Source organism: Planktotalea sp. (assembly GCF_049680325.1).
Taxonomy (GTDB): domain Bacteria; phylum Pseudomonadota; class Alphaproteobacteria; order Rhodobacterales; family Rhodobacteraceae; genus Planktotalea.
On sequence record NZ_JBAUHO010000293.1, the window covers coordinates 1 to 24613 of the forward strand.

General features: G+C 57.2%; 24 protein-coding genes. 11 read left to right on the forward strand and 13 right to left on the reverse strand.

Features of this window, described 5'->3' with window-relative positions:
* Positions 1–49: 49 nt before the first annotated feature.
* From WBC85_RS13365 to WBC85_RS13380, 4 genes are all read right to left on the reverse strand, one after another.
* Complete coding sequence (locus WBC85_RS13365) at positions 50–679, reverse strand: sigma-70 family RNA polymerase sigma factor (RefSeq protein WP_424438072.1); 630 nt, start codon at positions 677–679, stop codon at positions 50–52.
* 124 nt (positions 680–803) lie between these two features.
* Positions 804–1556, reverse strand: coding sequence for a formylglycine-generating enzyme family protein (locus tag WBC85_RS13370; protein WP_424438075.1), 753 nt, complete (start codon positions 1554–1556; stop codon positions 804–806).
* 21 nt (positions 1557–1577) lie between these two features.
* A complete protein-coding gene (nirK, locus tag WBC85_RS13375) occupies positions 1578–2795 on the reverse strand; it encodes a copper-containing nitrite reductase (RefSeq protein WP_424438078.1) in 1218 nt (405 codons plus the stop codon).
* 66 nt (positions 2796–2861) lie between these two features.
* Positions 2862–3305 (reverse strand): pseudoazurin, encoded by a 444-nt coding sequence (locus WBC85_RS13380; protein ID WP_424438081.1) that lies wholly within the window; start codon positions 3303–3305, stop codon positions 2862–2864.
* 166 nt (positions 3306–3471) lie between these two features.
* Between WBC85_RS13380 and WBC85_RS13385 the strand changes: the two genes are divergently transcribed.
* Positions 3472–4170, forward strand: coding sequence for a Crp/Fnr family transcriptional regulator (locus WBC85_RS13385; RefSeq protein ID WP_424438084.1), 699 nt, complete (start codon positions 3472–3474; stop codon positions 4168–4170).
* 10 nt (positions 4171–4180) lie between these two features.
* Here the strand turns inward: WBC85_RS13385 and WBC85_RS13390 are convergent, their stop codons facing one another.
* Positions 4181–4387 carry a hypothetical protein gene (locus tag WBC85_RS13390; RefSeq protein WP_424438087.1) on the reverse strand — a complete coding sequence of 69 codons (207 nt, stop codon included), beginning with the start codon at positions 4385–4387 and terminating at the stop codon, positions 4181–4183.
* A 194-nt stretch (positions 4388–4581) separates the two neighbouring features.
* Here WBC85_RS13390 and WBC85_RS13395 point away from each other — a divergent pair, with 194 nt between their 5' ends.
* Positions 4582–5331: a ribonuclease activity regulator RraA gene (locus WBC85_RS13395; RefSeq protein WP_424438090.1), complete on the forward strand. Its 750-nt coding sequence runs from the start codon at positions 4582–4584 to the stop codon at positions 5329–5331.
* A gap of 4 nt (positions 5332–5335) precedes the next feature.
* On the opposite strand, the gene WBC85_RS13400 is transcribed toward WBC85_RS13395, so the two are convergent.
* The 7 genes from WBC85_RS13400 to WBC85_RS13430 form a co-directional block, all read right to left on the reverse strand.
* Complete coding sequence (locus WBC85_RS13400; protein WP_424438093.1) at positions 5336–6349, reverse strand: GlxA family transcriptional regulator; 1014 nt, start codon at positions 6347–6349, stop codon at positions 5336–5338.
* A gap of 85 nt (positions 6350–6434) precedes the next feature.
* Positions 6435–7964, reverse strand: a complete 1530-nt coding sequence (locus WBC85_RS13405) for an indolepyruvate oxidoreductase subunit beta family protein (protein ID WP_424438096.1) — start codon at positions 7962–7964, stop codon at positions 6435–6437.
* On the reverse strand, positions 7961–10111 hold the full coding sequence (locus WBC85_RS13410; RefSeq protein ID WP_424438099.1) for a thiamine pyrophosphate-dependent enzyme: 2151 nt from the start codon (positions 10109–10111) through the stop codon (positions 7961–7963). Before WBC85_RS13410 ends, WBC85_RS13405 begins: the two co-directional genes overlap by 4 nt.
* A 9-nt stretch (positions 10112–10120) precedes the next feature.
* Positions 10121–11434, reverse strand: a complete 1314-nt coding sequence (locus WBC85_RS13415; protein WP_424438102.1) for a TRAP transporter large permease — start codon at positions 11432–11434, stop codon at positions 10121–10123.
* Complete coding sequence (locus WBC85_RS13420; protein WP_424438105.1) at positions 11427–11933, reverse strand: TRAP transporter small permease; 507 nt, start codon at positions 11931–11933, stop codon at positions 11427–11429. The genes WBC85_RS13415 and WBC85_RS13420 overlap by 8 nt, the downstream gene beginning before the upstream one ends.
* 74 nt (positions 11934–12007) lie before the next feature.
* The gene (locus tag WBC85_RS13425) at positions 12008–13030 is read right to left on the reverse strand and encodes a TRAP transporter substrate-binding protein (RefSeq protein ID WP_424438108.1); all 1023 of its coding nucleotides are present in this window, start codon (positions 13028–13030) and stop codon (positions 12008–12010) included.
* A 131-nt stretch (positions 13031–13161) separates the two neighbouring features.
* Complete coding sequence (locus WBC85_RS13430) at positions 13162–13641, reverse strand: MarR family winged helix-turn-helix transcriptional regulator (protein ID WP_424438111.1); 480 nt, start codon at positions 13639–13641, stop codon at positions 13162–13164.
* A gap of 141 nt (positions 13642–13782) precedes the next feature.
* Here WBC85_RS13430 and WBC85_RS13435 point away from each other — a divergent pair, with 141 nt between their 5' ends.
* The 9 genes from WBC85_RS13435 to glpD are packed head-to-tail and all read left to right on the forward strand — an operon-like array spanning position 13783 to position 23661.
* Positions 13783–14727 carry a PDR/VanB family oxidoreductase gene (locus tag WBC85_RS13435; protein WP_424438114.1) on the forward strand — a complete coding sequence of 315 codons (945 nt, stop codon included), beginning with the start codon at positions 13783–13785 and terminating at the stop codon, positions 14725–14727.
* A 12-nt stretch (positions 14728–14739) separates the two neighbouring features.
* Positions 14740–16071, forward strand: coding sequence for an aromatic ring-hydroxylating dioxygenase subunit alpha (locus WBC85_RS13440; protein ID WP_424438117.1), 1332 nt, complete (start codon positions 14740–14742; stop codon positions 16069–16071).
* A complete protein-coding gene (locus WBC85_RS13445; protein WP_424438120.1) occupies positions 16068–16541 on the forward strand; it encodes an aromatic-ring-hydroxylating dioxygenase subunit beta in 474 nt (157 codons plus the stop codon). The genes WBC85_RS13440 and WBC85_RS13445 overlap by 4 nt, the downstream gene beginning before the upstream one ends.
* Positions 16538–18142: an AMP-binding protein gene (locus tag WBC85_RS13450; protein WP_424438123.1), complete on the forward strand. Its 1605-nt coding sequence runs from the start codon at positions 16538–16540 to the stop codon at positions 18140–18142. The genes WBC85_RS13445 and WBC85_RS13450 overlap by 4 nt, the downstream gene beginning before the upstream one ends.
* A complete protein-coding gene (locus WBC85_RS13455; protein ID WP_424438126.1) occupies positions 18139–19305 on the forward strand; it encodes a thiolase family protein in 1167 nt (388 codons plus the stop codon). The genes WBC85_RS13450 and WBC85_RS13455 overlap by 4 nt, the downstream gene beginning before the upstream one ends.
* Positions 19302–20552: an SDR family NAD(P)-dependent oxidoreductase gene (locus tag WBC85_RS13460; protein ID WP_424438129.1), complete on the forward strand. Its 1251-nt coding sequence runs from the start codon at positions 19302–19304 to the stop codon at positions 20550–20552. Before WBC85_RS13455 ends, WBC85_RS13460 begins: the two co-directional genes overlap by 4 nt.
* The gene (locus WBC85_RS13465) at positions 20549–21322 is read left to right on the forward strand and encodes a cyclase family protein (protein ID WP_424438132.1); all 774 of its coding nucleotides are present in this window, start codon (positions 20549–20551) and stop codon (positions 21320–21322) included. Before WBC85_RS13460 ends, WBC85_RS13465 begins: the two co-directional genes overlap by 4 nt.
* Positions 21319–22044, forward strand: a complete 726-nt coding sequence (locus tag WBC85_RS13470) for an SDR family NAD(P)-dependent oxidoreductase (protein ID WP_424438135.1) — start codon at positions 21319–21321, stop codon at positions 22042–22044. Before WBC85_RS13465 ends, WBC85_RS13470 begins: the two co-directional genes overlap by 4 nt.
* A gap of 60 nt (positions 22045–22104) precedes the next feature.
* A complete protein-coding gene (gene glpD / locus WBC85_RS13475) occupies positions 22105–23661 on the forward strand; it encodes a glycerol-3-phosphate dehydrogenase (protein ID WP_424438138.1) in 1557 nt (518 codons plus the stop codon).
* Here glpD and WBC85_RS13480 read toward each other — a convergent pair.
* Positions 23658–24613, reverse strand: a 956-nt coding sequence (locus WBC85_RS13480) for a DMT family transporter (RefSeq protein WP_424438141.1), incomplete at its 5' end; no start/stop codon positions are given. The genes glpD and WBC85_RS13480 overlap by 4 nt on opposite strands.

Below are 24613 nucleotides of genomic sequence, written 5' to 3' on the forward strand. Positions count from 1 at the left end.
CATAGGCTGCTATCATGGCATCTGGAATATGGTGTTCGATTGCAGACATTCAGCGCAACCCCTTTAGTTCGTTTCGCAATCGGTTGAGTCCTAACCTAATGCGGGATTTTACAGTGCCCAGCGGCAGGCCAGTTTGCGCGCTGATTTCTTGATGTGACAAATCGCCAATATAGGCTTTTTCGATCATCTCTTTTTGATCTGGGTGAAGTTGATCTATGGCGGCGCGCAGTTGTTCGGCTTCTTGATCGAACGCCAGGATCTGGCTGGCGTCTGGTTCTGTATCTGGATTTAGTGTCAGCTCGTCCGGAACAGGGCGGTTTTCTTTTCGAATGATATCAATCTGACGGTTGCGTGCGATTTGATAAATCCACGCCGAGGCTTGGGCGCGATGTGGATCGAACATCGATGCTTTGCGCCAAACGGTCAGCATGACATCCTGCACGATTTCTTCCGCTTGCGCCGCGCCTGTACCATTGCGCATCACAAACCCTTTGAGACGCGGAGCAAGGTAGTCAAAAAGCGCGCCAAAGGCCGCACGATCACGCTGGTCCCGAACCGCAATAAGCCAAACCGTCAGCTGAGACGTTTCCTGCTTTTGTTGCGGCACAGTTTTTCCTGTCTTTGAGGGCCGGGGTCGTGTGCGGCCTGCAAAAGGTTTTTCTAGCGTAGTCATCATCATACAAGCACTACGCTCGGGTGCAAACTTTGGATCACTAAAAACTGAAAAAGGCCAATAGATTTCTTAATTGCCAAGCGCGCCTGTGTAAAAGGCGGTCAAAAACAGTGCGATTTGGGTCCGCCAGCTATTCGGATTGATCTGCAACAAGGCGCATGCCCAGATGGGCAGGGGGCGTTCCAACGGCGCAGCCACCGCGCGCGGGATCGCGGATAAGGTAGGACATGACGGCTTCGTGTTCGCCGCCCATGATGAAGGCAGGGCAACGGGCGGGGTCGATGCTCTCGCCTTGGCCGCTTGCGCCTGCGTAGCAGTCTTGTGTCCATTCCCAAACGTTGCCGTCTAGATCCTCGATCCCGGCTGACGTCGCGCTGAACGCGCCGCTGGGACGCAGAGCGCGGCTGGTTCGGTTGGCTTCGGTTAGATAGGTGGACGCCCAAGTGAGCGCGGGATCTGTAAAGATCGGGTCAGGTTTTTCGGGCATTACCTCAATCGCAAGCTCTTGCCATTCAGCAGCAGTGGGCAGACGCCAATGGAGGCCGCTTTGCGTGTTAAGCCAGTCAATGTATTGCGCTGCATCGGGATAGCTCAGGCCTGTCGCGGGGTAATCCGTGTCCCTAACGTTGCCTGACAGATTTAGCGCGCAGCCCTTTGCGCGATAACAGTCCTGCCATTGCGCGACAGTGACCTCGCGCATTTGCACGTGTGCGCTGTGCCCATCCGAAAAGGTAACAGTTGCTGTTTCAAGGGGTGGAATTTGCGTATCATCGGGGCCACGCGCAATGAGCGTAGCCCCGATAAGAACCGCCGCAAAACCTGCCAATGCAACATAACGAAGGGTTGTTCGCGATGGGCTTGTGCGATGTTCAACGGCGCTCATGGGTCAAGTCCTTTTCAGTTCTCAGGTCGCGAATTCATGTGGCGCGACGACTTGCTCCATCAACTCGTTGTTCCACGCGCCCTCGACGACAAAGTGGGCCGTCGCGCCAAGCAATGCGCCCTCAATCAGGTTGTGATTGACGTATGCGTACACGCCCGGTTGCTCGAAAGTATACATCGCCGCAACTGCGCTACCGCCGCGCACGAACCAGGTTTCCAAGCCAGTCAGAGGTGCATCGCTAAAGGATGTCTCCCAAACGTATTCACCATGCCCGCCGATCAGGTGGGGACGTGAATCGCGGTTGGCCTGATTGTGGATCATCAGAACCGTTTCACCGACCTTGGCGTTCAAAGCGTTTTCACCTGTCAAAGCGCCAACAGCGCCGTTGAACACGGAATGCGTCGGGATCAAGGTGACCATGGCCTCAAGACTGTCGGAATAGTCCTCGCCCGCAGTTTCGTATTTGCGATACTCACCATCTTCGTCTTTGGGCAGATAGTAGTCCTGCTCGCCGATGTAGGCGATTGAATCGTACTTGAGCTGGTTGCCGTCTTTGTCTTTCAGACCCTCGCGGGGCAGAACCATAACCGCGCCGTTCATCCCGTGGGTGACGTGATATGGGATCATCGCGCCGCCAGGAGCACAGTGATAGGTAAAGCAGCCCGGCTTGGTCGCTTTCCAGCGCAGCACGGTTTCTTCGCCCGGATAAACATGGGTCAAACCACCGCCGCCAAGCGCACCTGTGGAGGCGTGAAAGTCGATGTTGTGCTCCATCTGGCTGTCAACGGGATTGCGCAGGGTCAGTTCGACCATGTCGCCCTCATGGACAATAATCAGCGGTCCGGGGACAGAACCGTTATAGGTCAGTGCCCAAACTTCTGCGCCTGTGTCCTCGTCAACGACCATCAGCACTTCGCTGGTTTCCATTGTGATCTCGACGATCTTTGGGCCGCCTGTCGCAACCTGTTCATGCTCAGGCGCAAAGGGCGGTGCAACCAGTTCCTGTTTGACGCGGGTGTAGCCGGACAGATCGGCAGGCTTGGCTGTTGTATCCTTGGCCTGCTCTGCGGCGGCTTTGTAGAGTTTGGCCGAGGTCGCGTTCACATTGTGTAGCTTAGGTGCGCGCGGCGTTGCCATTGCGCCGGCGCCTGTCAGGGCAGCTGCGCCAGCAAGGACCGAGCCGCGCAGAACGTTGCGGCGGCTGGTTTTCATAAGGCCGGGATTGATGAACTTGGTCATAAGTCTCTCCGTAAATTTCATGGTTTGGGGGAGGCCTGCGCGTGGTGCGGGCCTGAAAAAACTGGATCAAAGGTTGGCGAGTTGTTCTTCGAAACGCGCAAGCGCTTTTTTGGGAATGCGCCCTTCGAGAAAGCCCTCTGGCGCAGCGGCGGCGTCGCCCACTTCGATGGTCATCACCATGCCCATCGCATAATGCGGCTTGCACATGATGCCGTAGAGGCCTTCAACATCGAAGGTCGCTTGGACCTCTTTGCTGACCTTGCCTTTGAAGGTTTCTGCGCCCTCGGGCATCATGCCCTTGATGCTTTCGGCGTTGTGGCTTTTGTCTGTCGGGACAAACACCACCGTGTCGCCCGCAGCGATTTGCAAGAAGGCAGGTTCAAAGATCATTTTGCCGGCATCGCCCTTGTTGAGCATTTTGACCTCATGAGTTTCGGCAAAGGCCGCGCCGCCAAATCCAAGGCCAAGCGCAAGCACCGAAGCAGAGAAAAGATTGAAATGTTTGAACATGTGATGTTCCCTTCAGGAGTTATGTTTGGTGTTGGGCTAAGTGTATTGCCGCGTTGCGGCGCGAACGTTGTGCAAACGCAAACTTCGCCTTGGTACATAGGATTGACGGGGCGAAACTCTCTGCCATAGTCACGCCTTGGCAATGCACGCGGGGAGGGCGACGAACATGCACAGGTTGGACGAAAGCCTGCTGGCCCCTTTGCCGCCGTTTTCAAAGCTCTCCAAACATCAGATTCGCGAAATTCTGGATGCGGCCAGCTCCCTTCTGATCCCTGTCGGCACGGCAGTTTTCAACGAGGGCGACAAAGCGGATTACTTTTACCTGCTACTGGACGGCACTATTCGCGTGGTGCGCATCACCGAAGATGGTGAGCAGGTGATTTCCTTGCATATTCCGGCGGGGCAGCTTTTCGGGATTGCTCCTGCGCTTGGACGTGACACCTATCCCGCAAGCGCAATGGCCGCGAGCGAGTTGCTGGTCCTGCGTTGGCCCACACGCCTTTGGCCTGATTTCGTGGCCAAGTATGACGGATTTGCGAGTGAGACTTACAAAACGGTCGGAGCGCGCGTTGGCGATATGAATGACCGCATTGTTGAAATGGCAACGCAGCACGTCGAACAACGCATCGCCTGCGCGCTTTTACGGTTAATCAACCAATCGGGTGTGAAACTGGGGGATGGAAGCATCGAAGTAGGTTTCCCCGTAACGCGACAAGACGTTTCGCAAATGACGGGTACCACGCTTCACACCGTATCGCGTTTGCTTAGCGCTTGGGAAAAGTCGGGGGTTGTGAGTTCGAAACGCAAAAAAATCACGATACGCCAGCCGCATCAGTTGGTCGTTCTAAGTGGAGCGGACGGGTAGCCTGCGCACTCTAGTCCAAAAGGCGCGCAAGCTCTTCTAGAAACTGCTCTTGCGATAACCCGTATTCGGCGCAGGCGTCCGTCAGGGTGTGAAACGGCGCAACCATACAGCCGACGCAGAGCATATCGCGGCTCAGAAACGCGGGCGCAAGGCGCGGAAAACGCCGAAAAAGCGTTTCAAGATCCAGATCTGGATTATCCAGTTCAACGCGCTTCATCACTCAATGCTCCTTAACATACGCTTGCATGACAATAGGGGGAGCAATCGCACCAAACGTTGTGCCAGCGCAAACTTCAGTTTTGCATTCATTAAATGGGCATTTGCAGGTATCAATCAGGGTATGTGTTTAGCCGTCCGCTGCGTTGATATGTCTGCTTCGGTCAATGCAATATAGCCTTTAAGGAGTCATTCGTGCCCAATCCCGCATCTCCCGACACCATTTCTGTCAGCGCTCGGACCATTGACCAGCTAAAACGCATTAGCACCGCGACTATTGCGACGCTGCTCTACAAGAAAGGGTATCGCAACTGCTATATTCAGGGCGTGTCTGCGCTGGCCGCGGAAACGAAAACCATGGTCGGGCCCGCCTTTACCCTGCGCTATATTGCGGCGCGCGAGGACACCGACCCGATTGTCGCGTTTCGCGAACCCGATCACCCGCAGCGCGTTGCGATAGAAACCTGCCCCGAGGGTTCCGTTCTAGTGATGGATTGCCGCCAAGATGCAAGCGCCGCTTCGGCTGGGTCCATCTTGTTGACGCGGCTTCAAGTGCGCGGCGGTGCGGGCGTTGTCAGCGATGGCGGCATACGTGACGCAAGCGGTGCGGCCGCTTTGGATATGCCTGTCTTTGCCGCCAAACCCTCTGCGCCCACGAACCTGACCAAACATCATGCGGTTGATATCGACGTGCCCATCAGCTGCGGCGGCGCTGCGGTTTATCCGGGTGACATCATCGTCGGGGACAATGACGGGGTAATGGTTATTCCCCGACATCTTGCAGAAGAAATCGCGCAGGAGGGCGAACCGATGGAGTTGTTCGAGGAATTCGTGCTCTTCGAAGTGTTGCGCGGTGTGCCGATTATCGGGCTATACCCGCCAACCGATCCTGCCACGAATGACCGTTTTGCTGAATGGAAAGCGAAACGGGCGAAAGAGGGCTGACAGCTCACCCGCCCTTTCGCGGGTTATAAGACAGCACCTGCGATTGGCGGCGTGCGCGTAGCTGCGTTGCGGTCATGCCGTATTCTTTCTTGATCGCTTCTGATAGCGAACTGGACGTGCCGAACCCGTTGGCGACGGCGATTTCGATAATCGACATCTGTGTTTCTTCAATCATCGCGCGGGCGCGATTGGTGCGCAGGCGCTTGTAGAAACGCGCGGGCGTTTCATCGAACACGTCTTTGAACATCCGCTCAAGATGGCGCGTGGACATGCCGATTGCCTTGGCCAGTTCCGCAATATGCAGCGGCGTATCAAGCGAGGCTTGCATCGCCTCCATCGCCGCTTTGACGCGCGCATCGTGCAGGGCAGGGCTATGCGAGAGATCATTCGGTTGCTCTGCATGGCTCTTTCTGATGAGCGGCAGTATCAAACGGTTGCCAAGTTCGGCGACATTACTTGCGCCCAATTGCTCGGCGATAAGGCCGATGACAAGTTCTTCGCTCGATCCGCTACCTGCCGCGGTGATAACGCCGCCGGCCATTTCTGACAGGTGGTTTGTGACGTTGGAAAACCGGCCATCTTCATGCAATCCCACGCAATCGCGCCAATGGGTGGTGACAGGGCCGTCTTGCAGCCTCGCTTGGCGAATATATGCGCTCGCTGCGCTGGACAGCAGTGCGGCCGGTCGGCCCAGGCGTTGCATCTGGCGCAGACGTGCAAGCCATTTGGCACCGGTCCCGCTTTTGCCGCCAACGACGATCATCGCATCGCTTAGATCATGATTGTCTAGCGCAGGCTCAGCGCGCAGGATCATCCCGCATTCGCCCGTAACCAGACCCGCGCTGTGAGAGACATATCGCCATGTAAAGCGTCGTTCAGACAAGATATCATTTGCGCATTTTAACGTGTGCGCGATCGCGCTGGCCTCATATTCGCAAAAGCCGTTGCCGACATAAATCTCGAAACTGCGCACATGGGTACTGTCGTCGCGCGGGAAAGGGGGGCGTTGTCGCTCCACCTTAGCCAATTTCCCTTGGCGCAAGTGTTTGTCCAAACCGGCCGTTGATAGGATGTTGCTTCATCTTAGCCTTTGTCCCTTTGCGCTATGCGAAGGACTTAACCGTTTCGAGCGCGCCGTCCAGTGCTTTGCCGTCTTGATCTTGTAGCGCAGCTTCGCGCAGGCGGGCCATCCACTCTGCCCCATCTTCACGCGATCGTAGCATGGCGGTCGCCGCCATCAGTTTGTCAAACTTCCCCAATCCACGCGTATGGGTGTCTGAATACCCTTTAATCACGCGGCGGTTCTTTAACAATTCTACGCTAAGCGCATAGTTATCTGTTAATGGTTCAAGTGCCTGTTCAAGCCAGTTTTCAAGGTGGGCAACCTCGATAGCATGGCGATGGGTCTTCAGCCGATACCCCTTAAGCCCGCCCAGAAAATAAAGCATCAAAAAGGCTGGCAAGCGGTCTGTGCGCAGGCGGCGGCCTTTTGCGAATAGCCGTCCAAGGCGCGCCCGCGCTTTGGGGTTGGCATCCAGACGAGCGCCGAGTTTGGCCGGCATAAGGCCTGTGATTTCTTCTGCGCGGGGGTGGAAATACTCGGTCAATTGCATGACCTCTCCTGCATTCATCTCTGCCTTGATCCGTTCTATGCGCGGCGCACGTGTCTTCAAATCGGCAACGCGGATAATGTCATCGTAACACATTGCGTTTGCAGTGTATTTCGCGGCAGCTCGCGTCAGTTGCCAGTCATGCGCGGCACTGTCGCGCGAGGTGATCTGCTCCAAGCGATCCAGATATTGCGTGCCATACGCGATGCCTTGATAATCCACGACCTTGGCAAGGCCGGCGTCGGCCATTGGCTGCACGCCATCGGGCAAACGGGCAATGCGGCCTCGCAAACGGTGCCAATCGGATAGCTGATTTTCGCTGCCAACGATCTCGCGTCTGGCGGAGGCCTGTTTCACCTTGGCAGGCTCAACCCCGCGCGTTGCCGCATCAAAGCCAGCGTTGAAGGCTCGCAAGGACGCATCGACCCCCTTGCCAGCTGCACGTATAGCATTCTCAAAAGCGCGGCGTTCAAAAGGGAGCGCACCCGATCCTGCCAGCGCACCGAAAAGCGAGGCAGATATGACCGAGCCTTGCTCCACCGCAAGTGCGTCCATCTGGGCAAGGATCAAGTGCTTGGCTGCGATTTCAGCAGCTGCGCGCACTTCATCCGCGTTTGCCATGCCATCGCCCGGCACCATTTTTTCGCTGACGGCCAATGCGCGGTGGGTCGAGCCGATCAAGGTGGTGCGATCCGGTGTCACAAATCCGCGCATAATGGCGCGCCCGACTTCCATCATTTCAGAGGCGATCAGCACATCCACATCGCCGCCCGATGGGGCCAGCGCAAAGACCGGCTGTTCATCGCTCGCAGGCGTCATTTCAACATAGTAGATTGTCGATCCCGTGCGCTGGGCGACGCCCGCAACAGAGGTCGCCTGACAGGCATATCCCTCGGCCCGCGCAAGCGTTTCGATCCAGCTGGTCAGGACCCCGCCGCCCTGACCGCCAACGGCCATGACCGCAAGTTTCAGGATGGCCGCAGTGCCGGCATCAGCCCCGCGATCTGCAAGCAGGGCGTTCATGTCGCGCTTCCGCTCAGGCGCAGGCGTTTGGCATCGCGGCGGGCTTGGAGCCACGCGATCATGCGCCTGCGCAGACCCGCGCGCCATGCTTCAAACGCGCCCGGATTATGCACAACATCTGCCTGATAGAACGACGGACAAAGCACAGCCGTGTCCGCAACCTCACCGCAGTTTCCGCACCCGACGCAGGTTTGGTCGATATGTGCAACAGGGTCATCGCGCAGCGGATCGTCCAGCGTTTTCAGGGATAAAGACGGGCAGCCTGATAGCCGCATACAGGCATGATCCCCTGTGCAAACATCGGCGTCTACGCCAAAGCGCGGCACATCCACGCGCCGGCCTTCCTTGATCGCCTGTGTGCGCAACGGCTTTTCGCGGCGCTGTTTGTTCAACATGCATTCGGACGAAGCGACGATCACTTTCGGGCCGTCGTAGTCGGTTGTTAATGCCTCGCGCAAGACGTCGCGCATTTTGGCGACATCGTAAGTGCGCTCGATCTGGCGGACCCATTTGACGCCCACGCCTTCCAACGCTTTAGAGATCGGGTTGTTCGTCGCCTTACTGCCGCCTTTGGCGCGTGAAGACATCACATCCTGACCGCCTGTCGCCGCAGAATAATAGTTGTCCACAATCACCGCGACCGAGTCTGATTTGTTGAACACCATATTGCCAATCGAGCTGCTCAGCCCGTTGTGCCAGAACCCACCATCCCCAAGCATTGAAATCGCGCGCTTTTCGCCGCCGCCGTCAAAGGCCGCATTCGATGCAGGGCCAAGCCCGTAGCCCATCGTCGAGCCGCCAATCTCGAACGGGGGCAGGGAGCCGAACAAATGGCACCCAATGTCTCCGCTGATCTGGTGTTTGCCGAGCTCTTGTTCGGTCAGTTTCATGGCTGCAAAGATGGGCCGTTCAGGGCAGCCAGTGCAGAAACCGGGCGGGCGCACGGGGACAGTCTTGCTTAGATCGGGCAGGGCTGGCGTATCCATGTTCGGCGCGCGCACGTGATCGGGCAGCATGTCGGGTGCCGCTTCTTTCAGAAAGGCCGTAACGCCGTCAAGCATCACAGCGCCAGTATATTCCCCCGCCATCGGAAGAACGCTTTTGCCGTGCAGTTTTACACGCCGACCCGATTTATAAAGATAGCTGCCAAGTTGCTGCTCGATATGATCCGGCTGGCCTTCTTCCACGACCATCACATGATCTTTGCCCGCGCAAAATGCATCGAACTCATCGTGGACAATCGGGTAGGTGACGTTAAGCACATAAAGCGGAATATCGCTGTTGCCAAAGGCATCCGCCAAGCCAAGCCGCTGGAGCGCACGGATCACGTTGTTATACATGCCACCCTGACAGACAATGCCAAGGCTGGCGTCCTTGGGTCCGAACAGCTCGTTCAGCTGGTTCTCGACGATGAATTTTTCCGCTGCGGGCCAGCGATTGGCAATTTTGTCCTGCTCATGGACATAGCTCCATGGCGGCAGGACCACGCGTTTGAAATCGCTCTGCGGATTGGCGAGCGCGTCTTTGACACTCAGCGTCGGGCGCACGTTGTCCTTTGTCTTAAAGCTGCCCGTTACGTGGCAGGCGCGGATGCGCACCATCAACATGACAGGCGTGTTGGAGGCCTCGGACAATTCAAACCCGTCTTTTACAGCCTTGGTGATCGAGGGCAAATTCGGACGCGGATCAAGCAGCCAGAATTGCGATTTCATCGCGAAACCGTGGCTGCGTTCCTGCATGATCGAGGAGCCTTCGCCGTAATCTTCACCGACGATAATCAAAGCGCCGCCCGTGACACCGGAGGAGCTGAGATTGGCTATCGCGTCCGAGGCGACATTGACGCCCACAGGGCCCTTGAACGTGACCGCGCCGCGAATGGGATAGTGAACCGAGGCTGCGAGCATCGCCGCTGCTGCCGCTTCGGAGGCATTCGCCTCAAAGCGCACGCCAAGTTCGCCCATGAGCTCCTCGGCGTCGGCCAGCACATCCATCAAGTGACTGATGGGTGCGCCTTGATATCCGCCCACATATCCAACGCCATTTTCCAGCAGCGCTTTGGTGATCGCCAAAATACCCTCGCCTGTGAATGTCTCACCCGCGCCTTTGCGCAGGTGCTCGACTTCGGCTTTGAAGGATCGTTCGGCCATGGCGGTGTCCTACATTTGCGAGGGCAAGAATAGCACGAGCGTCGGGAAAACGAGCAGCAAAAGCAAGCGCACAATATCCATCATCCAGAACGGCGTGACACCGCGGAAGATCGTCGCCGTGCTCACGTCTCCGACCACGCCTTTCAGAACGAATACGTTTAGTCCGACGGGTGGCGTAATCAGGCTAATCTCGGTGACGACAACGACGATGATACCGAACCAGACTGGATCAAACCCAAGGCTTGTCACCAGTGGAAAGAAGATCGGAACTGTCAGAAGCAGCATGGACATGCTCTCGAAAATACAGCCAAGCGCAATGTAAATCAGCAAGATCAATCCCATCACGACCCACGGGCCCATATCAAGGGCAGTGACCGCAGCAAGCAAACCTTCAGGCAGACCCGCGAGGTTGACGAAATTCGAAAATATCCATGCACCGATAAGCACCGCGAAAAGTGACGCGGTGGTCAAAGTGGTTTCTTCCAGCACTTCGCGCATTGCGCGCCAGTTGATGCCGCCCCGTGCAAGGGCGATCAGGAAGGCACCAGCGGCCCCCATGCCAGCGGCTTCGGTCGGGGAAAAGGCAAGATGGATCGGCCAGAAATCAAGCGCGCCGTAAAGCCCGCCGATAACGAGGCCGAAAAGCAATAGAACGGCCCAAACATGGCTAAGCGCATAGATCCGTTCGCCCCATGTGGCGCGCGGACCCGCAGGGCCAGCATCAGGGTTGCGCCCGACAGTGATCCGCACCGCAACAAGATAAAGCAGGATGCCGAGAAAACCGGGAATAATCCCTGCGACAAACAATTTGCCAATCGAGGTTTCGGTGAGCAATCCGTAAATTACAAGGATCACAGAGGGCGGAATCAGAATGCCAAGTGTACCACCCGCTGCGATTGAGGCAGTGGAAAGGCTATCGGCATAGCCGTATTTACGCATTTCGGGCATTGCGACTTTGGACATTGTTGCGGCAGTCGCCAGCGATGATCCACAGATCGCGGCAAAGCCGCCGCAAGCGACGATGGTTGCCATAGCAAGGCCACCGCGAAAATGCCCGAGAAAGGCGTTCGAGACGTTATAAAGCTCGCGGCTGATGCCGCCCTTGTTCACAAACAACCCCATCAGAATGAACAATGGGATCACTGAAAGCCCGTAGTCCTGAGAGGTGTCGATGATTAATCGGCCAACCATAGAGATCGCGGCGCGGTAGCTGGTTTCATAAACAAGCCCGACCATTCCGACAAAGCCCATGGCAAAGGCAATCGGGATGCGTAGCAGAACGAGCAGGAAAACGGCGGCGAAGCCAATCGCGGATTCAACCATGGTGTGGCCTCAAGCTGTCTGGAGAAAAGATATGAAGCAGCGCGCGCGCGACAAGCGCTGCGGCCGTTACATAGATCATCACTGCGATGAAACAGGCGACAAAGTAGGTCGGAATTTCAAGGTACTCTGTAACATCGCCGTAGCTTTTGGCGCGCTTTGCCAGGTCCACGACGCGCCCCGCAGGCCACCAGAGCATGGCCGCGCAAGCAAGCGCAACAGCAGCATCGCGCCAGCGCTCCAGCTTGAAGCGTTGAAAAGGGCCGTCTAGCAGATCAACGGCGATATGACCGTTTCGGGCGGACAAGACAGGCAGCGCTGCAAAAACAATAAGTGCGATACCCATGCGGATCAGTTCAGTCGCGGCCTCTATCGGCGCGTTAAAGATCGAACGCATCAGGACGTCTGCAAACGTCAGGCACATCAGCGCAAAAAGCGCGATAGAGGCCACGATCATGGGCAGCTGTGAAAGCGTTTTAAAGAAACGGATGGCGGGCTGCATACTGCGGTCCTGTAAGTGAAAGGCAGATAGAAATAGGCGCGCCAAATTCGGGCGCGCCTACCATTTGATGTGGATTAGTTGCCTGACGCGGCAGCCATTTCCTTAACGATCATCTCGTAAGCGGCTTGACCATCAGCACCTGCTTCGGTGACTTCTGCGATGATCTTGGCGCGCACTTTTTCCGCGATCTTGGCAAAGGCGGCCTGATCTTCGGCGCTGGCTGTGACGATTTTGTTGTCAGCCGTGTCATCCGTCAGCTTGCGCGCGGCAACATCGCTCTCGTCCCAGACCGCGCCCATCATGCGCGATGCAGTTTCGCCAAACACCTTGCTGTCAAGCGCCGTTTGAACATCCGCAGGCAGACTATCGAATTTCTCCTGGCTCATGATGATCGAGAAAGATCCGCGATAAAAACCGCCAGGCATTTCATAGACGTTCTTTGCAACTTCGTTCAGCTTGAAACTGATCCGCTCGCCCATGTTCATCGCAACCGCGTCTGCCGCGCCAGAATCCAGTGTCTCGTAGACTTTCGGGGCAGGGACCTGAATGCCGACAAGACCCAATTCCGCGCCAACATCCGCAGAAACGCCGCCGCCAAGGCGGGTTTTCAAGCCGTTCAGGTCCGCCATTGCGTTAATCGCTTTGTTGGAATGGATCTGGCCCGGGCCGTGCGTTGTCAGGGCGATCACTTTTACGCCGCGATGCTCGTCGAGGTTCTTCAAAATGGCTTCGTGCGCGCGCCAATGGGCGACAGAGGCCGCCTCTGCGCTGCCCGTGTAGCCCGGAATTTCGATCAGCTTGGTGCCTACGAAACGACCGGGCGTGTAGCCGTGGAACAGAATTGCGATGTCCGCAGCGCCGTCCAGAACAAGGTCCATTTGCGCGGGCGGGGATGCCAGACCGTTCTTCAATTCAGTTGTGATTTCGCCGCCAGTTGCTTCGGCCATCATTTCGCTCAACTGTGCGAACATGCCGGTGTTGACCGGATGGCTGGGCGGCAACCACGTGGAAATTGTCAGGTTGTCGGCCGCAAATGCGCCCGTTGCGGTGGTCACTACCAATGCGGCTGTGCCCAGAAATTTGGTGAATTTACTCATGTGATCGTACTCCCGTTGATCCAGTTTAGCAGCCTGCCTACTGAGTCGGCTGATTAAAAAATAAGTATATGTGATTTCATGCAATCACATCTTTTCGTGTTTGCAAACAGTTTTCTTGACCGCTTGGTCGGTTAATCCTTTGCCTCAGGTTTTTCGTTCAGGACTTCAAGCAGGGCATGAAGCGCGCTCTTCAAACGCGCGCCGTCGACTGCCCCCAGCTGCGCCAAAAGCGTGGCTTCATGTTTTTGCGCCTCTGGGACCAGCGTCTCGATCAAATCTCGGCCAGCATCGGTAAGATAGACGCGCACACGGCGCCCGTCAGATGGATCGTTTTTTCGCAGCACGAGCCCGCGTTCTTCCATCTGGGCAATGATGCGCGTCAGGCGGGACTGCTCGGCCAGCGCATAAACCGCGAGCCGCGTTATCATGGCTCCGTCCTTGTCATGCAGGCAGGCAAGCACGCGCCATTCTGGAACCCGCAGGCCCGCGCTGCGCACATGCGCGTGAAATTGCGCGCTCGCTTGCTCGCTCGCCGTAGCCAGAAGGTAGAGCAGGTAGTCGCTTACAAAGCCAGCATGAGTGGCTTGCGCTTTTACAGGTTCGTGTTTCAAAAATGCCCCCAGCAAGAGTGGCTCGCATCACACGGCGCTTAGGCGCATCTTGTCAATGGACAAGATGGATTTCGCCGTGGGAGAAATATCTTGACTGATTTTATATGAAAATTCATATTTAATGAGAGGGGGGAAGTCACAATGACCACTATCCAAGGCAAGATCATCGCAGTTACCCCGTTGAGCGAGCGTATCACGGCGCTGCGCATTGCGGCGCTGGATAGCAATCCGTTGCCCGCCTTTGATGCAGGCGCGCACATCGCGGTTTCTTTGCCAAATGGTGAAACGCGGGCCTATTCCCTGATCTGCCTTGATGGCTCTAACGCCGCGCCGCTTGAGTATCAGATTGCCGTTCAACGCGAAGATAACGGGCAGGGCGGATCACGCTTCATGCATCAGCTCTCGGTTGGTGACGCGCTCACGTTCGGCACCCCGAAAAACGACTTTCCCGTTGATACAAACCAACCCGCGCGGCTTGTAGCAGGGGGGATTGGTGTCACGCCGATGATCTCCATGGCCAGCGCATTGAAGGCGGCGGGGCAGGATGTGTCGATGATTTTCGCAGGCCGATCAAAGGGCGATATGGCCTTTCGTGATGAACTTGCGGCCCTTTTGGGCGATGCGCTGACGCTGCACTGCGATGATGAAAGCGGATTGCTTGATCTGGATAAAGCGTTGGTCGATCTGGGCGCAGCACATCTATATGTTTGCGGTCCAAGGGCGATGCTTGATGCCGTGCGCGCGAAAGCACAAAGTGCCGGTATTGCAGCAGATCACATCCATTTCGAACTGTTCGAAGCCGCCGCGCCAGAGGCGGGCGACAGCCCCTTTGAAGTGCAGATCAACGATGGCTCGATCTTTACCATTCCAGCGGGAAAGAGCATCATCGAGGTTCTGGAAGAAAACGACGTTGATGTGATGTATGATTGCCAGCGCGGCGATTGCGGCATTTGCCAATGCGACGTGCTGGACGGCGTGCCCGATCACCGCGATGTTGTGCTTAGCGAAGCGGAACGTGCGGCAGGCGACGTCATGCAGATTTGTGTCAGTCGCTCAAAAACACCGCGACTTGTGCTGGATATCTAGGGAAGGGATGACATGGGCTTTCACGTAGGCAATCCGAAGCAGGCCGCCGATCTGGTGCACCCCCATCAGGTTCACCGTGACGTCTATATCTCGCCCGAAGTTTACGCGTTGGAAATGAAGCATGTCTTCACCAACGCTTGGGTCTTTGTCGGCCACGAAAGCCAGACCCCCAACAAGGGCGATTACTTCGCCACACAGATTGGCAACCAACCTGTCATTCAGGTGCGCCACAAGGCAGATGATATCCATGTGCTGCTTAATCGCTGCCCCCACAAGGGCACCAAGATCGTCATCGACCGCCAGGGCAACACCGGTAAATTCTTTCGCTGCCCCTATCATGCATGGTCGTTCAAGACGGATGGCTGCCTTCTCGCCATCCCTTTGAAGAAGGGCTATGAGGGCACAGGGCTGGAGAAAACAGACAGCGGCAAGGGCATGTTGGCCGCAGGCGCAGTGCGCAACTATCGCGGTTTCATCTTTGCGCGGCTGGCGGAAGAGGGCATCAGTTTCGAGGAGTTCTTTGGCGAGAGCCTGTCCTCGCTCGACAATATGGTGGATCGCTCGCCCGAGGGGCGGCTTGAAGTCGTCGGCCCGCCCCTGCGCTACCTGCACCATTGCAACTGGAAAATGCTGGTCGAAAACCAGACCGACACCTGCCATCCGATGGTCGCCCATGAAAGCAGCGCAGGCACAGCTGTTAAACTTTACGAAGAACTGGATCTGCCCGAGGACGCCCCAAAGCCAGCGGCGATGGAAATCATCGCGCCCTTCATGAGCCCTTACGAGTTCTTTGAGGGCATGGGCATTCGCACGTGGCCCAACGGGCATGGACATACGGGCGTGAACCATTCGATCCACTCCAATTACTCGGCCATCCCCGGCTATTTCGAGGCGATGAGCGAAGCCTACGGTGAAGAAAAGGCCAAGGCGATTCTGGACGAGAACCGCCACAACACCGTCTATTTTCCCAACATCATGGTGAAAGGCCCGATCCAACAGCTTCGCACCTTCATTCCGCTGGCCGCCGACAAGACCATTGTGGAAAGCTACATCTACCGCCTTGTCGGCGCACCTGATGAGCTGACCGCGCGCACGGCGATGTATAACCGCATGATTAACGCGCCCACCTCTATCGTCGGTCACGATGATCTGGAAATGTACGAGCGCGCGCAGGAAGGCCTGCATGTGGACGGGATGGAATGGGTGAACATCCAGCGGCTTTATGAAGAGGACGAGAATTTCTCTGAAGAGGCGGTGATGAACGGCACGACAGAACGCCAGATGCGCAACCAGTTTGATGCATGGCGAAAGTTCATGACCTACGGTGCGGAGGGCGCGCAATGAGTGTCACCAAAGATCAGCTGATCGACTTCATCTATAACGAGGCCCGCATGCTGGATGAGGGGCGTTATGATGAATGGCTGGCGCTCTGGCTGCCGGATGGTCACTACTGGATGCCGCTCGATTACAAACAGACGGACCCGATCTTTGAAACCTCGCTGCTTTACGAGGATATGTTCATGCTCAAGCTGCGGGTGGAGCGCCTGAACGGCGCGCGCACCTTTAGCCAGAAACCCAAAAGCCGCTGTCACCATGTGATCCAGCGCCCTTTCGTGGACGAAATGAACGGCGATACGTTCGTGACCAATACGTCGATGCATTACGTAGAAACGCGTCTGGACGAGCAACAGCTTCTTGCGCTCACCGCCCGCCATGATCTGGCTCTGCTCGAGGGCAAGCTCAGGATCGCGAACAAGCGGGTGGATATCCTCAATTGCGATGCTGCTTTTCGCAATATCCAGTTGCTGCCATGATGAAAGCCGATACGGTTTACGGGGCCTTTACAGACAGCGCGTCGCGTTGGCCAGAGCGGCCATTCCTGAACGTGTTACCTGAAACTGCCCAGATTTACGGGATCGAGGCGGGCGAGATAACCTACGGCGAAGCGCAAGCGCGCATCGCTTCTTATCGCGCCGAAATCGAAAAGGCGGGCTATCGCAAGGGCCAGCGTGTGATGCTGCTGTTGGAAAACCGCCCCGACTATTTCCTTTGGTGGCTGGCCTTCAACGCGCTGGGTTTGTCGGTGGTGCCGATCAACCCCGATCTGCGCGAAGCCGAGCTGGCCTATATGATCGATCACGCCGAACCGGTTCTCGCGATTTCTATCCCTGCGCGCTGCGAGGAGCTGCGCCAAGCCGCGAAAACTGCGGGGCGTTCATTGAGCGTTGTCGCGTTAGGTAATTCCGTGCCTGTTGCAGCCACTCAGCATACCATTGCCGCGCGCGATGGCGATCCAGAAGCCGGATTGCTTTACACCTCTGGCACCACAGGCAATCCCAAGGGCTGCATCCTCACCAATGCTTATTTCATCGAAGCGGGGCGTTGGTACGCCAATGCAGAGGGCGTCTGTGCGATCACCACGGACGGCGAGCGGATGATTACCCCGCTACCGATCTTTCACATGAACGCCATGGCGTTTTCTTTTATGGCGATGCTCGCTGTTGGCGGTTGCCTGACCGCGCTTGACCGGTTCCACCCGCGCACGTGGTGGGCCTCTGTAAAGGCCTCAAAAGCCACCTGCCTGCATTATCTGGGCGTCATGCCTTCGATGCTTATGGCGACAACGCCTTCGCGGGAAGATCAAAACCATACGGTACGGTTTGGTTTCGGAGCAGGCATCGACCCCAAGCTGCATGCGGCATTTGAAATGCGTTTCGGCTTCCCGCTATCCGAGGGCTGGGCGATGACAGAAACAGGTGCGGGCGGGACGATCTGCGCCAATCGCGAACCGCGCGTGATCGGCAAAAGCTCAATCGGTCAACCTGATGCCGCCGTTGAAGCGCGTCTTGTCGACGATCAGGGCCGTGATTGCGATCATGGCGAGCTGCTTGTGCGCGCGGCTGGCTGCGACCCGCAAAAGGGCTTTTTCGCGGGCTACTTCAAGAACGAGGATGCCACGCGCGAAGCATGGCAGGGCGGGTGGTTTCACACTGGCGATATTGTGCGCCGCGAGGCGGATGGGACGATGTATTTCGTGGACCGCAAGAAGAACGTGATCCGCCGCTCTGGCGAGAATATCGCAGCGGTTGAAGTGGAAAGCGCCCTTGCGAAACATCCCGCGATCAAAGCAGTTGCGGTTGCTGCCGTAGCTGACGAAATGAGGGGCGACGAAGTCTTTGCCTGCATCGTTCCCGAAGGGCAGGCAAGTCCTGAATTGGCGCAGGAGATTACCCGCTGGTGCCTGACCCAGTTGGCTTATTACAAAGCCCCTGGCTATGTGGCCTTCGTGGAAGAGTTGCCGGTCACGGCCACACAAAAACTCCAGCGCGCGACATTGAAGACCCTCGCAAGCAGCTTGTTGAGTGATCCCGCCACAATAGACACCCGCGCGCTCAAGAAGCGGAACGCGGCATGAGACAAAGCTACGAAGGCGTCGTGCTGACCGCGCCTGTTTCGGTTCCCTATGTGCGCTACACGAATGAAACCGCCCATTGGTGGATCGCCAAAGCCCTGCGCGAAGCCTTGGGTAAAATCGGCATGACCCCGCCCGAAGTGGATGGCCTTTCTGTGTCCAGCTTCACCCTGGCACCCGACACGCCAGTTGGCCTCACCCAACATCTTGGCTTTTCCCCGCGCTGGCTTGATACCGTTCCAATGGGCGGAGCTTGCGGCGTTGCGGCCCTGCGCCGCGCTGCGCGCGCTATTCAGGCAGGGGATGTGGATACAATCGCTTGCGTGGCGGGGGATACCAACCGCATTGACAGCTTTCGCAACCTGCTCAGCGCCTTTTCGCGCTTTGCGATGGATGCGACGTTTCCCTATGGCTTTGGCGGCCCAAACGCCAGTTTCGCGCTGCTACAAGACGCCTACATGCAAGAATTCGGTGCCACTCGCGAAGACTTTGGCCGCATTGCTGTTTCGCAGCGAAGCAACGCGCTCAGCAATCCTCAGGCGGTGATGAAAAAGCCGTTGACCTTGGAGGAGTATATGAGCGCCCGCATGATTTCTGATCCCATCGGCCTGTTCGATTGCGTCATGCCCTGCGCGGGGGCAGAGGCTTTTGTAATGATGCGCGAGGAGGCGGCGATCGCTAGGGGCCTGCCTTTCGCGCGTATTGCTTCGACGATCGAGCGGACCAACGCCTTCCCCGATGATCCGATCCAGCTGCGCGGTGGCTGGGCGGTGGATGTTGACGAACTTTGGGCGATGGCAGGTCACGGTCCAGAGGCGATTGATCTGCTGCAAACCTATGATGACTACCCCGTGATCTGCATGATGCAGATCGAGGATCTGGGCTTTTGTGCCAAGGGCGAAGGTGCAGAGTTCGTTCGCAAGCATGATCTGACCATTGGCGGCGATTTTCCGCATAACACATCCGGCGGGCAATTGTCCGTTGGGCAAGCCGGTGCGGCAGGTGGCTATCTAGGATTGGTCGAAGCGATCAGGCAGGTCACACAAAGCGCAGGTGGTACACAGGTTGAGGGCGCGCAGCGCGCGCTGGTCTCGGGCTTTGGCGTGATAAACTATGATCGTGGGCTTTGTTCATCAGCGGCCATAATTACGGGGGCAAACGCATGAGCAATACGCTGCCGTTTCCGCCCAAGAAAGACCCGCAGAAACGCACACGTGTTCCCGTGCTACCGCCCTTGGCGCGCTCGCGTGCATCTTTGGGCTTGGGGGTTATGGCGGCGCAGGGGCGCTTTGGGCTGCAGGTCTGTGCAAGTTGCGCCGCAGTGCAATACCCGCCGCGCGATGCTTGCTGCAAATGTCTAAGCGATGATCTGCACTGGCGCGACGTTGACCCGCGCGCGACAATGCTGGCCGAAACCACCATCCGCGTTTCGCCCGAACCTTATTTTCGCGAACGCATGCCGTGGCGCATGGGATCTGCAAAGCTGGACGTCGGGCCTGTCGTGAATTGCCATATGCACGGCGACGTGGGGCGCGGCGATGCGGTTCGTATCGCGTTGAAACTGGATAGGGCGGGGCAAGGCGTTTTGATCGCACTGCCATTGGAAGGAAGTGACACCATGCAAGATGACCCAATTCTGCGCGCAATGTCCTGTGATCCCAAACGGCGACGCATTCTGATAAGCGATGCCCGCGCACCGATGGCGTTGGCGTTGACGGAAGCCTTGTTGGCGGCGGGGGCAAGCCATGTGTTTCTGGGCGAGCCTGAAGCATGGCGCAGCTGGCCTGCGCGCCGGGCATTTGAAGGGATGGAAAATGTATCGTTGTTGCCTTTGGATGTGACGGACGTTTCTTCCATCGACAAGCTAAGCGCAGAGATTGGTGGCAAGGTCGATATCCTTATCAACACCGCCAACCACGCACGCCCCGGCGGTGTCATGGCAAACGACACAAGTTTCGCGCGCGAAACATTTGAAGTGAACACGCTAGGATTGATGCGCCTTGCGCAGGGCTTTGGCCCCGGCATGAGCGCACGTGTGCAGGATGGGATCAATTCCGCAGTGGCCTTTGTGAACATCCTGTCTGTGCAGGCGCTCATGCCGGATCCAAGCTACAGCGCCTTTGGGGCAAGCCAGGCTGCTGCGCGCTCGATCTCGCAAAGCTTGAGGTCCGAATTTCGAGCCTCGGGATTACGCATGATGAATGTCTATGTCGGACCGATTGAAGGCGACGAATGGTTCCAGCCTTTACCGCCGCCAAAAGTTTCGCCCAAAGCGATTGCCCGTTCGCTCGTGCAAGGCTTGGTGGACGGGTTGGAAGAGGTCACATGCGGAGACATTGCCCGCGATGTCTACGCACGCTGGCAGGAAAATGCCGCGCTTTTGGAGCGCGAAGTGACGGGGGGCCGATCATGAGCGATGTGATTGCAGATATGGTTGGCGCATTGGCGAGCGGCGCTGTGAAGATCGTGGATCTGACCCACACGCTTGATCCAGATTTCCCTGTGATTATCCTGCCACCAGAGTTCGGCCAATGCGCGCGCTTTCGTATGGAAGAGGTCAGTGCCTACGATCATCGCGGTCCCGCGTGGAAGTGGCACAATCTGACATTGAACGAACACACAGGTACGCATTTCGATGCGCCGATCCACTGGATTTCGGGTAAGGACGTGCCCAACGGCGCTGTGGATGAGATTGATCCGAGTGCATTTGTCGGGCCTGTTTGCGTGATTGATTGCGCGACAGGCGCGGCGCGCGATGACGACTTTGAACTGACGCCCGAGATCATTGACGCTTGGGAGGCGAGCCATGGTGTGATCCCAGAAGGCGCTTGGGTTCTCATGCGCACCGATTGGTCCAAGCGCAGTGGGAAGGATTATCTGAACATGGCCGAGGATGGTCCGCATTCCCCGGGGCCGACGCCTGCGGCGATCGAGCTGCTTTTGCAGCGAAACATCCGCGGATTTGGCACGGAAACCGTGGGCACGGATGCAGGACAAGGCATGCATTATGTGCCGCCCTATCCTGCGCATTATCTGTTGCACGGTGCTGGCAAATTCGGACTGCAATGCCTGCGCAATCTGGATCAACTGCCTGCAACGGGCGCAATGCTGATTGCGCCGCCGCTAAAGATCAAGGGCGGCACTGGTAGCCCGCTGCGTGTGTTGGCGATGGTGACAGCATGAGCGATTACACCGCGATTATCACAGGTGGCTCCAAGGGAATCGGTGCGGATCTTGGGCAGCGCCTGATTGAAAAAGGTTACACAGTGGTGTCCTTATCGCGCGGTGCACCGGAGTGGTCGAACGCGAAGCTGGTGCATGTAGAGGTGGACCTTCTGGACGCGTCCGCGACCGAGCAGGCCGCGGGCGAGATTGCGGCGCAACACGAGGTGTCACATCTGATCCATAACGCGGGTATGATCTGGCCCAATCTGCTGGAAGAGGCCAAGCCGTCCGATCTGACAGGCCTAACGCAATTGCATCTGGGCAGCGCGCTCACGCTGCTGCAGGCCAGTTTGCCATCGATGAAGGCGAAGCAGTTCGGACGCGTGCTGTTCAATGGCTCGCGCGCGGCGTTGGGGGTGCCGACGCGCACGGCCTATTCGGCGACAAAAGCAGGTATCATCGGCATGGCGCGCACATGGGCGCTGGAACTGGCGCAGCACGGGATTACCGTGAATGTCGTGGCACCGGGACCCGTGCAGACGGATAATTTCTGGGGCATTATCGAGAAGGGTAGCGCACGCGAGGCAGAGCTTGCGAAGAGAATCCCTGTCGGGCGGCTTGGCACGGTGCGCGATATCTCGAATGCGTTCTTGTTCTTTTGCGATCCCGAGAATGGCTTTGTCACGGGCCAGACACTTTATGTGTGCGGCGGTGGAAGTGTCGGGACGTTGTCGCTTTAGCGTGGGCGATGTTTGCGCTAAAGGCTTGGGCGATACTCTCGTCAGCTTTGAGGACACCCCATGGCGCAAGACTTTGATTATGATCTGCTGATTATTGGCGGCGGCATTAACGGCTGTGGCATTGCGCGGGACGCGGCAGGGCGCGGTTTGCGCGTCGGTCTGGCTGAAATGGATGATCTGGCTTCGGCGACGTCCAGTGCGTCGACCAAGCTTTTTCATGGTGGCTTGCGGTATCTTGAGTATTTCGAGGTGCGCCTCGTGCGCGAGGCCTTGATCGAACGCGAGACGCTGTTGCGCGCGATGCCGCATATTTCATGGCCGATGCGTTTTGTGCTGCCCTATCACAAGGACATGCGCTTTGAGAGCGCGACACCTACCTCCAAGCTGCTTGGTTTTGTTATGCCCTGGATGAAAGGACGCCGCCCTGCTTGGCTGATCCGTTTGGGTCTGTTCATGTATGACCATCTGGGTGGTCGCAAGATTTTGCCAGCGACAGCCACGCTTGATCTGCGCCGCGCACCAGAGGGAGGGCCGCTACAGGATCGGTTTGAAAAGGCCTATGAGTATTCCGATTGCTGGGTCGAGGATTCCCGCCTTGTTGTGCTGAATGCGCGCGACGCAGTGGCGCGCGGCGCTGACATTATGGTGCGCACCAAAGTGACAGGCGCAAAGCGGCATTCGGATCACTGGACTGTCACGCTAAGCGATCAGCAAAGCGGCGCGATGCGCGATGTCAGCGCCAAGATGATCGTCAATGCGGCGGGGCCTTGGGTCGGGGATGTGTTGAATGGCACGCTTGGATTGAATAGCCGGGAGGGCGTTCGTTTGGTGCGTGGCTCTCACATCGTGGTGCCCAAGCTATATGAGCACGACAAATGCTATTTCTTTCAGGGCGAAGACGGGCGGATCATTTTCGCCATTCCTTACGAGGGCGATTTCACGCTGATCGGAACGACGGATGCGGATCATTCTGATCCCTCGCAAGTGCCGAGCTGCACAATAGAAGAACAAGACTATCTTTGCGCGTTCGCATCGAAGTATTTCAAAGCGCCAGTTACCCGCGATCAGATTGTGTGGACCTATTCGGGCGTGCGCCCGCTTTATGATGACGGGGCGGAGAATGCATCAGCCTTGACCCGGGATTATACGTTGAAGCTGGATGATGCGGCTGCACCTTTGCTGAATATTTTCGGGGGCAAGATCACCACCTATCGCCGCCTTGCCGAAAGTGCGCTCAGGAAGATTGCTACGCAGTTCGAAGGACTAAAGGGCGAATGGACGGCAGGTGTGCCGATGCCCGGGGGCAATTTTCCGGTGGATGGTGTGGATGCGCTGATCGCGGATTTGCAGCGCGATTATCCGTTTCTGGAAGCGGCTTGGGCCAAGCGGTTGGTGCGGGCCTATGGCACCGACGCGCGCGTTATCTTGGGAGATGCAAAGAATGCAGCAGATTTGGGCGAGGCTTTCGGAGCAGGCCTGAGCGCGGCGGAGTTGGACTGGCTTAGATCCCACGAGTTTGCGCGCACGGGGCAGGATGTTCTTTGGCGGCGCAGCAAGCTGGGTCTGCGATTAAGCGCAGAGCAAGCCGCGCGCGTCGACGCCTATATGCAAGCCTAACGACGCATGTTCGTTGGGCGCGTGATGCGCCGCGCCAAGGCACGTTCGCGCAGGAACACGAACAGGCCTGCACCCATAATCAGCAAGATGCCAAGCGTCACAGCGGTATCAGGCAATTCGCCAAAGATTGTGAAGCCCCAGAATACTGCGAGGGGCAGGCCAACATATTCAAACGGCGCGACAGTTGCTGCGCTGCTAAGGCGGTAGGCTTGTCCAAGGCAATATCCGACGATCGCGGACAGGCAACCAAGACCAATAAGGAAGGGCCAGTCGGAGCCGGGTGGCCAATGCCATTCGCGTAAAAGGAAGATCACCGCACCGTTTTCCACGCCTTCGGCGAAACGCCCGTCACCAGCAACGAAATAAAACCCTGCGGATACGAAAATAAAAGTGACCTGTATGTACATGGCAAGGGCAGAGGCTTTGGAGCTGACGCCAAGTTTGCGCGTCATCACCTGATTGATCGCATAGGTCAGCGCCGAAAGAACAGGCAACAACAGCACGATGCGGTTTACCTCTGAATCGGCCATGCTTTGCCAAGGGCGCTGCATTATCAACACACCGATGAAACCGACCATCACCGCGGATAGGCGCATTGGGCCAACCTTTTCACCCAAAAGAGGAATGGAAAGTAGCGTTATCATCAAGGGCGCGGCAAAGAACAACGCGGTGGTTTCTGCCAAGGGCAGTACGGCAATCGCGGCGAAAAACGTCATGTTCGAAATGACGACCATCAGCGCACGCAGGGCGTGAAGGCCGGGCGTTTTGGTCTTGAGCAAAGTCCAGCCGCCTTCCAGCTGCAAGAACACGATCGAAAAGCAAAGCCCGATGGATGAGCGGGTAAACACCAGTTGATGCAGGGGGTAGCCGCTTGAAAGCTGCTTAATCAGCATGTCGTTAATGGAAATCGCGCTCATGCCGATCAGAATGAAGAGGATGCCCAATGTAGAGG